Raw genomic sequence first — 11,508 nt, forward strand, 5'->3', positions numbered from 1 at the left:
TTACTGCTCCTGTGTCTTTTCCAGTTTTTCCATCTGCGCTTCGATCTGTTTTGACAGATTGTTCAGCACATCAAACGGTGTTCCTGTCATTGTAAATCCAGCTGCCTTCTTATGACCACCGCCGCCAAAATACTGTGCAATCCTGCTGACATCGACCTTCTCTTTTGAACGGAGGCTTACTTTGAATTCATTCTGCCTCAGTTCATACATAAACACGGCAACTTCTACCCCTTCCGTTACACGGAGCTGACTTACAATTCCTTCCAGATCTTTCGGCCCTACCCCGTAAAACTCCATCACATCTTTTCGGATAAAAGATGCAATACCGGTTCCATTCAGAAACAGGATACTTTCCATCAATGCACGCCCCATTACAAGATTCTGTGCGTAGGATTTCGCAAAGAATGTCTCTTCTATGATCTTTGGTGCGTCAATTCCTTTTTCCAGAAGTTTCGCAGCCACCCGGAATGTCTCCGGTCCGGCACAGGAATACTGGAATACTCCCGTATCATGCACGATTCCAAGATAAAGTGCTTCCGCTACATCTTTAGAAATCTTCTCTTCATCCAGCAGTCCGTATACCAGCTCTGATGTTGAACTTGCTTCCGGAACGATATGATTGACCTCTGCAAAGCCAATGTTGCTGATATGATGATCTACACAGAATGTATGCTTTGCTTTTACAAACAATGGTTTGGAATATTCCAGTCTGTCTGTATCCCCGCAATCCAGGGAAATAAAGAGATCATATATTTTTTCTTCATTATCCACAGACTCCAGAATTGTCTCTGTTCCGTTTAAGAAATGAAAAGATTCCGGGATGTCTTTCAGATAAATGTCTACGGTTTTATCACTGTAATTCTCGCGGATATACTGTCCGAGTCCCACACAGGAACCCACACAGTCTCCATCCGGACGTATATGTCCGCCGATCGCGATCGTCGACACATTTTCCAATACTTTATTCAGCATCTTCCTCAACACCTTCCGTTTTCAGGTCTTTGGTTACTTCATCGATCTTCTTTGACATATTGACACCATATTCAATGGACTGATCCAGCACGAACCTGATCTCCGGTGTATTACGGAGATTCAATGTTCTTGCCAGTTCCCGGCGGATATATCCTTCCGCACTCTGCAGACCCTTGATTGTCTGTTCCTGCTCGTAAGCATCTCCGAGCACACTGATATATGCCTTACATGTCTTAAGGTCCGGCGCAACTTCTGCGGCTACAACCGAAGTCCACGGTGCAACACGCGGGTCTTTTAAGCCCCCGCGGATGATGTTCGATAACTCGTGCTGCACCTCTGCATTTACTCTTGTATTCTTAATACTTCTTTTTCTCATTTTTATATCAACTCCTAGCGTGGAATCTCTACCATCTCAAATGCCTCTACGAGGTCACCTTCTTTGATGTCATTGAAGTTTGCAAATACGAATCCGCATTCGTAACCTGCTTTTACTTCTTTTACATCGTCTTTGAATCTCTTCAGTGATGCCAGAGGTCCTTCAAATATTACAATACCGTCACGTGTCAGGCGGACAGAACAGTCTCTCTTGAACAGTCCGTCAAGGACATAAGATCCGGCGATTGTTCCGACTCCCGAAGCCTTGAATGTCTGACGTACTTCTGCGTGTCCGAGTACTTTCTCCTCAAATACAGGATCCAGCATACCTTTCATGGCCGCTTCTACGTCTTCAATCGCATTGTAGATGACACGGTACAGACGAATGTCTACACCTTCACGGTCTGCCGTTTCTTTTGCAGTTGCATCAGGACGTACATTGAATCCGATGATAATAGCATTTGATGCAGAAGCAAGACTTACGTCCGATTCATTGATCGCACCAACACCACCGTGGATAATCTTAACGACTACTTCATCGTTCGAGAGTTTCAGCAGGCTCTGTTTGATTGCTTCTACAGATCCCTGTACATCTGCTTTTACGACGATTCCAAGTTCTTTTAAGTTACCCTCCTGGATCTGTGTAAACAGATCATCCAGAGAAAGTTTGGATTTTGTCTCTTCCAGAAGTTTTACTTTGCTCTGTGAGATAAATGTCTCTGCGAAGTTTCTTGCTTCTTTTTCATTTCCGCATCCAACGATAACCTCTCCGGCATTCGGTACATCATTCAGTCCCAGGATCTCTACCGGTGTAGACGGTCCTGCTTCTTTGACTCTTCTTCCCTTATCATCCATCATGGCTCTTACTTTACCAAACGCAGAACCGGCAGCGATTGGATCTCCGACGCGAAGTGTTCCCTTCTGAACCAGGATATTGGCAACAGAACCTCTTCCCTTATCCAGTTTTGCTTCCAGGACAAGACCTCTGGCACGACGGTTTGGATTTGCCTTTAATTCCATTACTTCTGCTGTCAGAGCGATCATTTCCATCAGATCTTCCAGTCCTTCACCTGTCTTGGCAGATACCGGAACAAAGATCGTGCTTCCACCCCAGTCTTCCGGAATCAGTTCATACTCTGTCAGTTCCTGTTTTACACGGTCGATGTTGGCACTAGGTTTATCCATCTTATTAACAGCAACGATGATCTCTACACCCGCAGCCTTTGCATGGTTGATCGCTTCTACTGTCTGCGGCATAACACCATCATCTGCTGCTACTACAAGAACAGCGATATCTGTAGAACTTGCTCCACGCATACGCATTGCTGTGAACGCCTCATGTCCCGGAGTATCCAGGAATGTGATCTTCTCTCCGTTGATTTCTACAACATACGCACCAATGTGCTGTGTGATACCACCGGCCTCACGGTCAATAACATTGGTATGACGGATCGCATCCAGAAGAGAAGTTTTACCATGGTCAACGTGACCCATAACACAGACTACCGGCGGACGTTTCTTCATTTTCTTTTCGTCCTCTTCGTCTTCCTTCAGAAGTTCTTCGATTACATCTACAACTTCTTCCTTCTCACACAGGACATCGAATTCCAGTGCGATCTCTTCTGCTGTCTCGTAATCGATTTCCTGGTTTACAGTAGCGATCTTACCCTGCATAAACAGCTTTTTCACGATCACAGATGGTACGATCTTCATCTTGTCTGCCAGTTCTTTGATTGTCAGAACTTCCGGGATTGTGATCTGTTTGATCTCTTCTTCTACCTTCTGCTCTTTCTGCTGTGGTTTCTGAAGCTGCTGCTTCGGCTCGTTTTTCTTCTTACCCTTTGGCATTCTTTCTTCATCATCACGACGATAATCTTTCTTCTTGTGATCGTCTTTTCCCTTGGCATTCTTTCTCTGTGGTTTCTGTCCTTCGATTGCAGGAGCCGGAATGCTTGTGTTATTTCTTCTGTCATTTCTTCTGTTATCTGATTTTTCTCCGAATTTGCGTCCCTGTCTGTCATCACTACGGTTGTTGTCATATCTGTTATCACGGTCTCCCTGATTTCTGTCGGAACGGCCATTCTGCGGACGGTCGCCTCTCTGGAATCTCTGTCCGCCTCTTCCTTCCTGACGATCACTACGTCCGTCTCTTCCACCGCCGCGTCTGTCGCTGCCGCGGTTATTTCTGTTGTCGTCTCTGTTTGATCTTTCTGTTCTTTCTGTTCTTTCATTTCTGTCCGGTCTTTCGTTTCTTTCCGGACGTCTGCCCTGTGCTCTTTCTGCTGCCGGCCTCTCTGTTCTCTTTGGAGCCTGTGCCTCTCCTGTTGCTGTGTTCTGTGCCGCAGGGCGCTTTGCCGGACGGCCGTTATTTGCCTGCATCTGTTTTCCCTGTCCGGAATTCTGACGGTTTCCGCCGGATCTTCTTCCTTTATTACCGCCGTTCTGTGTATTCTGCGGACGGAATACATGCACGATATTCTTTTTCTTTGGTGTTTCTGATTTTTCTGTATTTTCGTTTATATTTGTTTCTATATCTTTATTTGACATATGATCTGCCTCCTCTACGCAATTGTCTGATTCTCTGTGTCTATATGCTTCCGGATACCTTTTGCGAATCCCTCATCAAGGACCACCAAAGATGCGCGGAATTCTTTTCCCATTGCATGCCCCAATGTCTCTTTGTCTTTGTAAAAATAGATCGGAACCTGATAAAAGTCACACATGTTCTGAAATTTCTTCTTGGTATTATCGGATGCATCGTCTGCAACGATCACAAGACATGCTCTTTTGGATTTTACTTCTTTCTCCGTACAGAACTCTCCACTTGCAACCTTGCCGGCTTTTGTAGCCAGACCAATCATAGATAATGCTTTATTCTGACTCAAGTACTTCCATCTCCTTTTCCAGTGCTTCATACACTTCTTTTGGAATAGCCTGCTTAAAGGATCTCTCCAGGCCTTTGTTCTTCACTGCTTTTGCAAGGCAGCCGCCATTCGGACAGAGATAAGCACCGCGTCCGTTCTTTCTTCCTGTCGCATCCAGCAGAAATTCTCCCTCCGATGTGCGGATGACACGAATCATCTCTTTTTTACTCTTCATTTCCTGACATCCTACGCATTTGCGCATAGGAACTTTTTTATTTACTCCCACGAATTATCACCTATTCCTCTGTGTCCTCAACTTCGTCGAATGTGATCTCTGTGTCGTCTTCATCATATTCAGCATCTGCCGTGTTCTCTACATCGAATTCTTCTGCATCGTCGTCATACTCTTCTTCGTACACGCCCTCGCTTAATTCCATGTAGTTTTCCGGAAGTTCTCCGGACTCGATTGCCTGCGTTTCATTTTTGATGTCGATCTTATATCCTGTCAGTCTTGCTGCAAGTCTTGCATTCTGTCCTTCTTTACCGATTGCCAGAGATAACTGATAATCCGGAACGATAACGCTGGCTGTCTTTTCATCCGGATCAGCCATTACAGAGATAACCTTTGCCGGGCTTAATGCATTCTCGATCAGAATAGCCGGGTTGTCACTCCAGTTGATGATATCGATCTTCTCCCCACGCAGCTCATTGACGATCGCATTGACTCTGGCTCCGTTCATACCGACGCATGCTCCGACCGGATCTACATCAGGATCGTTAGACCATACGGCAATTTTTGTTCTGCTTCCCGCTTCTCTTGCAATGCTCTTGATCTCTACGATACCATCCTTCACTTCTGTAACTTCTGATTCAAACAGACGTTTTACAAGTTCCGGATGTGTACGGGACACGAGGATCTTTGGTCCCTTTGTCGTATTCTTTACTTCTACCACATATAATTTGATACGTTCTGTCGGTTTGAATACCTCGCCTTTTACCTGTTCGTTCTCTGTCAGCATAGCATCTGCCTTACCAAGGTTGATGCTGACATTCTTTCCGACATAACGCTGCACAATACCTGTTACGATATCTTTTTCTTTTTCAAAATACTGATCGTATACAACCTTACGCTCTTCTTCGCGGATCTTCTGCAAGATCAGGTTCTTGGCATTCTGTGTTGCAATACGTCCGAATGATTTAGATTCGATCGGAATATGCACGATATCACCAAGTTCAAACTTGCTGTCAATCTCTTTTGCATCTTCCAGACTAATCTGTTCCAGTTTGTCTTCTACTTCTTCCACAACTGTTTTCTCAGCATATAACTGATACTCACATGTTTCTTTGTTCATGATCAGTTTGATATTATCTGTTTTGCCGAAATGGTTTTTACAGGCATTCATCAGTGAATTTTCAATGGCGTCTAACAGTGTTTCTTTGCTGATATCTTTCTCTTTCTCCAGTATATTTAACGCTTCTAATAATTCTGTATTCATGGTCTTTCCTCCTTGCTTATCCATGCCGTTTAAAAATCAAACGCTAATCGGATCAGTGCGATCTCGCTCTTTTCAAATGTTTTCTCGGTCTCATCTTCCATCTCGATCGTAACCGTTGTCTCATCGTAATCTTTTAAGATTCCGGTGAATTCTTTCTGTCTGTCAATCATGCGGTAGGTTCTGATCTCGACTTCTTCTCCAAGGCTTCTCCTGAAGTCCTTTTCCTTCTTCAGCGGTCTGCCAAGTCCGGGTGAACTGACTTCCAGGATATAGGAATCTTCGATATAATCTTTCTCATCCAAAATGTCGGAAAGTCTGCGGCTTACAGCCTCACAGTCATTCACTCCGATTCCGCCCGGTTTATCAATATATGCACGAAGATACCAGTTACTTCCTTCTTTTACATATTCGACATCCACCAGTTCAAATCCATACTCTTCCACGATCGGAAGCAGGATCTCTTCTGTTTTCTGTTCATACATTTCTCTTTTTGACAATCTAAAATCCTCCTTATGCAGACCTTATTTATCTACGTTATGCGATCAGCCGGTCTTCTTTCATTTATGCTTTTTACCTGCTTATCTGCAGGATCTGCCACTGGCAGATTCTGCTGCATACTTTGATATGCAACAAAGAAGAGTGAACGATATGTCCACTCTTCTGCCGGTTGATTTATGTAACTGAATTAACTATAGCACCGTTTTTCTGCAAAATCAAGGGATTTTGCGTATTTTTTTACATTTTTCCATGTTTGAATGCCATCATCATCTCATTTGTCAGGCTCAGATCTTCGGCCTCTACCGGCATCTGCTCCCTTTCAAACCACTCTGCCATAGCAAGTTCATCGGTATCGAGCGTGATACCGTCTTCCCCGTCCAGTTCACAGAAGAATCCCATCAGCAGTGTATCGGTAAAGGACCACGGCTGACTCTTATAATACCGCAGATTCTTTACCTTCAGTCCGACTTCTTCCATGACCTCACGCCTTACCGTCTCCTCAATGGATTCACCCGTTTCATTAAAGCCTGCGAGCAGTGCATACTTTTTGTATTCTCTTCCCGCATACTTCGACATCAGGATCTTATTTCCATGTGTGACAGCTATGATCACCGCCGGACATATCTTCGGAAATTCCATCATTCCACAATCCGGACAACGCATCATGCGTTCTTTGTCGTCATGTACCATAGGCTGCCCGCAGTGGCCGCAGAATTTCCGTGACTGATACCAGCGGTAAAGCTGCCATCCTGTCACTGCGGCAAATTGTCTGTACTTTGGTCTGGCCTCGCGGAAATACTGATTATCCTTCAGTTCAAACCCCGGAAAGTCTGCCGGGTCGATTCCATCCGTCAGATAGTATCCCTGTCCGTCAATCGAGAAGAGATACGTATAATCTTCATAGATATCCGGATAACAGACTGCAGCCTCTTTGAATGTCAGGAAAGAAATCTCCTGATCTTCCAGCTTCACCAGAATCTTTCTTCCTTCATAATACAAGATCACGCTGTCTTCCTTTGGCGGCTCCGGGACATATTCATTTCTATATACATGTGGTTCAATGTTCTGTATCATATCGTTTACCCTCTGTACTTTGTTCCTGTACCATCTCGTTTTGCAAGCTTCAGACGGTTCAGGGTGACTTCTTTTTCATGGTATGAAATCTTACACTCAGTTCCCTCTTCAAACAGGTATACATTCGTCAATGCATCGTCTTTTTTCAAGCGGATACCCCGCACTCCGATCGCGCCTTTCTTCTTCTCCGTAACTTCTGCTGCCGGAAAACGCAGGAAAAATCCATCTGCCGTCTGCAGTACAATATGCTGGTTCTCCGTCACCACCCTGATATTCACGACTTCATCTTCCGGCTGAAGTTTCGTTGCCGCAATGGTGCGTTTTGTTACCTGGAATTCGCTTCCGCCGACCTTCTTAACCATGCCCTGCTTTGTGGCAAACAACAGATTCGCATACCGCATCTGTTCGGAATCACAGATATATACAATTTCTTCCTGTGTACTGTCGTAATTACTGATATTGTCGATCGGCTGTCCTTTATCACGGAATTTTCCATATGGGAGATCCATCACTTTCACCTGATGCATCTTCCCATCCTTTGTAAAAATACAGATCCTGCCGGTATTCATGCAGTGCAGGATGTATTTATTTTCATTATCTGCTGCCTCTTTATTACGCTCATACGTACTGACATCAACCGTCTTTGCATATCCGAAACGATCCATCAGGAATACGATCTCCTGCTCTTCCACTTTCTTCTCTTCAAACACAGCCTCTTCTGCATTCTCTACAACCGTACGTCTATTTCTTTCGAATTCTTTCTTGATACGGTCCAGATCTTCCATGATGACAGCTGCCATAGAATCATAATTGTTCAGGATATCTTCATATCTTGCGATCTTCGCAAGTGTCTCCTCGTGCTCTTTCTGAAGTGCTTCAATCTCCAGACCGATCAGTTTATAGAGCCTCATTTCCAGGATCGCAGTTGCCTGACGCTCTGTAAACCTTAACATTCCTGCCATTTTTTTTGAAATAGAAGACTTGAATTTGATATTCTCTGTCTCACCGTTCACCAGACATGCCTTTGCATCTTTTATGCTCTGGCTTCCTCTTAAGATCTCAATGATCAGGTCGATTACATCACACGCTTTGATCAGACCTTCCTGGATTTCTTTTTTATCCTGTTCTTTCTTCAGCAGTGTATTATATTTTCTCGTTGCCATGTCAAACCGGAAGTCTACATGTGCCTCAATAATACGTTTCAGGCCCATAGTCTCCGGTCTTCCGTCTGCAACTGCCAGCATATTTACTCCGAAAGTATCTTCCAGTCTGGTCTTCTTATAAAGCATATTGGTCAGGTTTTCTACATCTGCCCCCTTTTTCAGGTCGATGACGATACGGATGCCTTCTTTGGATGACTGGTTGGAAATGTCTACGATATCCGTTGTCTTCTTGGTCTCCACCAGATTGCAGACATCATTTAAGAATTTTCCGATTCCCGCACCGATCATCGTATACGGGATCTCTGTGATAACCAGACGCTTCTTTCCGCCCTTCACATCTTCCACTTCAACTTTTCCGCGGATCTTGATCTTTCCGGTTCCTGTCTCGTATATCTGTGGCAGGTCGTCCTTATTGACCACGATTCCTCCTGTCGGGAAGTCCGGTCCTTTGATATATTTCATTAATTGTCGGGTCGTGATCTCATCATTTTTCATGTAGGCTTTCACCCCATCCACAACCTCACCCAGATTGTGTGTCGGGATACTGGTTGCCATACCGACCGCAATACCTTCCGCACCGTTGACCAGAAGGTTCGGAATACGTACCGGAAGTACGGCCGGTTCCTTCTCTGTCTCGTCAAAGTTTGGCACAAAGTCTACAATGTCCTTGTCCAGATCGGCCAGATATGCTTCCTGCGTGATCTTCGCAAGCCTCGCTTCGGTATAACGCATTGCCGCTGCACCGTCTCCTTCGATCGAACCAAAGTTACCGTGTCCGTCTACAAGGACCATCCCTTTTTTAAATTCCTGTGCCATGACCACCAGTGCATCATAGATGGAGCTGTCCCCATGCGGGTGATATTTACCCATGGTATCTCCGACGATACGCGCACACTTACGGTACGGTTTATCATACCGTATTCCCAGTTCATGCATGTCATAAAGTGTACGTCTCTGTACCGGTTTTAATCCGTCTCTTACATCCGGCAGGGCTCTGGCAATGATTACACTCATCGCATAATCAATATATGATTTTTTCATCACATCCGAATATTCGGTTCTGATGATCTGTGAATCCTGCATTTTCTCTCTCCTATTCTATATATCAAGTTCCGCTTCCGTCGCATTCTCATAGATAAAGGAACGTCTCGGCGGTACTTCCGATCCCATCAGCATCTCGGTTACACCGGATGCCATTCTTGCATCTTCAATCTCTACCAGTTTCAGGATCCTGGTCTCCGGATTCAGGGTAGTCTCCCACAACTGCTCCGCATCCATCTCTCCAAGACCTTTGTATCTCTGCAAGGTAAATGGACCGTCATGTGTCTTTCTGTATTTTTCCAGTGCCTTATCATCATACAGATACTCTTCTTCGCCCTTCTTCGGCATCGCCTTGTAAAGAGGCGGCATCGCAATATAGACATGTCCTTCAAAGATCAGTTCCGGCATAAAGCGGTAGAACAACGTCAGGAGCAGTGTCGAGATATGGGCACCATCCACGTCCGCATCAGCCATGATGATGATCTTATCATAACGCAGTTTGCTGATGTCAAAGTCATTTCCGTATCCTTCGGAAAATCCACAGCCAAATGCATTGATCATTGTCTTGATCTCTGCGTTTGCCAGTACTTTATCGATACTTGCTTTTTCCACATTCAGGATCTTACCACGGATTGGCAGGATTGCCTGGAACATACGGTCTCTGGCCGTCTTTGCAGAACCTCCGGCAGAATCACCCTCCACAATGAAAATCTCACATTTTGACGCATCACGGCTCTCACAGTTGGCAAGCTTTCCGTTACTGTCAAATGAATATTTCTGCTTTGTCAGCAGATTGGTCTTCGCACGTTCTTCCGTCTTACGGATCTTTGCCGCCTTTTCTGCACATCCGATCACCTTCTTAAGGGTCTCAAGATTCCGGTCAAAAAAGCGGATGATCTCATCATTCGTCACCTTACTACAGGCTTTCGCCGCATCCGGGTTATCAAGCTTTGTCTTGGTCTGTCCTTCGAATCTCGGATCCGGATGTTTGATCGATACGATCGCAGTCATACCGTTACGGATGTCCGCCCCGGTAAAATTCGCATCCTTTTCTTTCAAAACTCCAAGTTCTCTTGCATACTGGTTGATTGCTGTCGTAAACGTCGTCTTGAATCCGGTCAGATGCGTTCCTCCCTCTGCATTATAGATATTATTGCAGAAACCAAGCACATTTTCATGGAACTCATTGACATACTGGAAAGCCACCTCAACTTCGATGCCTTCTGCTTCCCCTTTGAAATACACCGGATCATGCACGACTTCTTTTTTGTGATTCAGTTCGCGGATGAATCCAAGGATTCCATCCGGCTCATGATAAATGACCTGTTCCGGCTCCGCTCCCCTCTTATCTTCGAACACGATCTTAAGATCCGGGTTCAAATACGCTGTCTCATGAAGCCTACTTTTTACCTCTTCTGCTTTGAACTTTGTCTTTTCAAATATGGTATCATCCGGAAGGAAATTCACCTTCGTTCCGGTCTTTCTTGTCTTTCCGATCGTCGGCAATAATCCGTTTTCCAGTTCGATCACCGGTTTTCCCTGTTCATACCTGTCATGATGGATATATCCGTCCCTGCTTATCTGTACATCCATATAAGTTGACAATGCATTTACGACAGAGGAACCGACACCATGGAGTCCCCCGCTGGTCTTGTATGCCGAATCGTCGAACTTTCCGCCCGCATGAAGTGTCGTATATACCACACGTGCCGCCGATACGCCGGTCGCATGAAGGTCTACCGGCACACCACGTCCGTTATCTGCGATCGTTGCTGATCCATCTTTTTCCAATGTCACATGTATCTCGTTGCAGTATCCAGCCAGGTGCTCATCCACCGCATTATCCACGATCTCATAGATCAGATGGTTCAGGCCTTTGGTAGAAACACTTCCTATATACATTCCGGGTCTTTTTCTTACCGCTTCCAGTCCTTCCAGGATCGCGATACTGCCCGCATCATATGTATTCTTTTTCGCCATTCTTTCTATATCCTTTCTCCGTTTCATCCGTATGAAAAATGCTGA

General features: G+C 45.0%; 10 protein-coding genes. All 10 read right to left on the bottom strand.

The window, feature by feature from the left end:
* Positions 1 to 972 carry a DHH family phosphoesterase gene (locus NKF87_RS07500; protein ID WP_253583361.1) on the bottom strand — a complete coding sequence of 324 codons (972 nt, stop codon included), beginning with the start codon at positions 970 to 972 and terminating at the stop codon, positions 1 to 3.
* The gene (gene rbfA / locus NKF87_RS07505) at positions 962 to 1,348 is read right to left on the bottom strand and encodes a 30S ribosome-binding factor RbfA (RefSeq protein WP_253583362.1); all 387 of its coding nucleotides are present in this window, start codon (positions 1,346 to 1,348) and stop codon (positions 962 to 964) included. The genes NKF87_RS07500 and rbfA overlap by 11 nt, the downstream gene beginning before the upstream one ends.
* Before the next feature lie 14 nt (positions 1,349 to 1,362).
* A complete protein-coding gene (gene infB, locus NKF87_RS07510; protein ID WP_253583363.1) occupies positions 1,363 to 3,894 on the bottom strand; it encodes a translation initiation factor IF-2 in 2,532 nt (843 codons plus the stop codon).
* Between the two features lie 14 nt (positions 3,895 to 3,908).
* Positions 3,909 to 4,232, bottom strand: coding sequence for a L7Ae/L30e/S12e/Gadd45 family ribosomal protein (locus NKF87_RS07515; protein ID WP_118224111.1), 324 nt, complete (start codon positions 4,230 to 4,232; stop codon positions 3,909 to 3,911).
* A complete protein-coding gene (gene rnpM, locus NKF87_RS07520) occupies positions 4,219 to 4,473 on the bottom strand; it encodes an RNase P modulator RnpM (protein WP_055283529.1) in 255 nt (84 codons plus the stop codon). The genes NKF87_RS07515 and rnpM overlap by 14 nt, the downstream gene beginning before the upstream one ends.
* A 34-nt stretch (positions 4,474 to 4,507) precedes the next feature.
* Positions 4,508 to 5,707 carry a transcription termination factor NusA gene (gene nusA, locus NKF87_RS07525; protein ID WP_253583364.1) on the bottom strand — a complete coding sequence of 400 codons (1,200 nt, stop codon included), beginning with the start codon at positions 5,705 to 5,707 and terminating at the stop codon, positions 4,508 to 4,510.
* Positions 5,708 to 5,736: 29 nt separating this feature from the next.
* On the bottom strand, positions 5,737 to 6,204 hold the full coding sequence (gene rimP, locus NKF87_RS07530; protein WP_028085790.1) for a ribosome maturation factor RimP: 468 nt from the start codon (positions 6,202 to 6,204) through the stop codon (positions 5,737 to 5,739).
* A gap of 238 nt (positions 6,205 to 6,442) precedes the next feature.
* Positions 6,443 to 7,279 carry an NAD(+) diphosphatase gene (nudC, locus tag NKF87_RS07535; protein WP_173791871.1) on the bottom strand — a complete coding sequence of 279 codons (837 nt, stop codon included), beginning with the start codon at positions 7,277 to 7,279 and terminating at the stop codon, positions 6,443 to 6,445.
* Between the two features lie 5 nt (positions 7,280 to 7,284).
* Positions 7,285 to 9,525, bottom strand: a complete 2,241-nt coding sequence (locus NKF87_RS07540; protein ID WP_253583365.1) for a DNA gyrase/topoisomerase IV subunit A — start codon at positions 9,523 to 9,525, stop codon at positions 7,285 to 7,287.
* A gap of 15 nt (positions 9,526 to 9,540) precedes the next feature.
* Positions 9,541 to 11,463, bottom strand: a complete 1,923-nt coding sequence (locus NKF87_RS07545) for a DNA gyrase/topoisomerase IV subunit B (RefSeq protein WP_253583366.1) — start codon at positions 11,461 to 11,463, stop codon at positions 9,541 to 9,543.
* Positions 11,464 to 11,508 lie beyond the last annotated feature (45 nt).

The organism is Dorea longicatena, assembly GCF_024168045.1.
In the GTDB taxonomy this organism is placed as follows: Bacteria; Bacillota; Clostridia; order Lachnospirales; family Lachnospiraceae; genus Dorea_A.

What these genes read in the sequence shown, in the direction of transcription:
- NKF87_RS07545 (WP_253583366.1), bottom strand. Translation starts at nt 11,463, where the DNA reads ATGGCGAAAAAGAATACATATGATGCGGGCAGTATCGCGATCCTGGAA.
- NKF87_RS07500 (WP_253583361.1), bottom strand. Translation starts at nt 972, where the DNA reads ATGCTGAATAAAGTATTGGAAAATGTGTCGACGATCGCGATCGGCGGA.
- infB (WP_253583363.1), bottom strand. Translation starts at nt 3,894, where the DNA reads ATGTCAAATAAAGATATAGAAACAAATATAAACGAAAATACAGAAAAA.
- nudC (WP_173791871.1), bottom strand. Translation starts at nt 7,279, where the DNA reads ATGATACAGAACATTGAACCACATGTATATAGAAATGAATATGTCCCG.
- NKF87_RS07540 (WP_253583365.1), bottom strand. Translation starts at nt 9,525, where the DNA reads ATGCAGGATTCACAGATCATCAGAACCGAATATTCGGATGTGATGAAA.
- nusA (WP_253583364.1), bottom strand. Translation starts at nt 5,707, where the DNA reads ATGAATACAGAATTATTAGAAGCGTTAAATATACTGGAGAAAGAGAAA.
- rbfA (WP_253583362.1), bottom strand. Translation starts at nt 1,348, where the DNA reads ATGAGAAAAAGAAGTATTAAGAATACAAGAGTAAATGCAGAGGTGCAG.
- rnpM (WP_055283529.1), bottom strand. Translation starts at nt 4,473, where the DNA reads ATGCGCAAATGCGTAGGATGTCAGGAAATGAAGAGTAAAAAAGAGATG.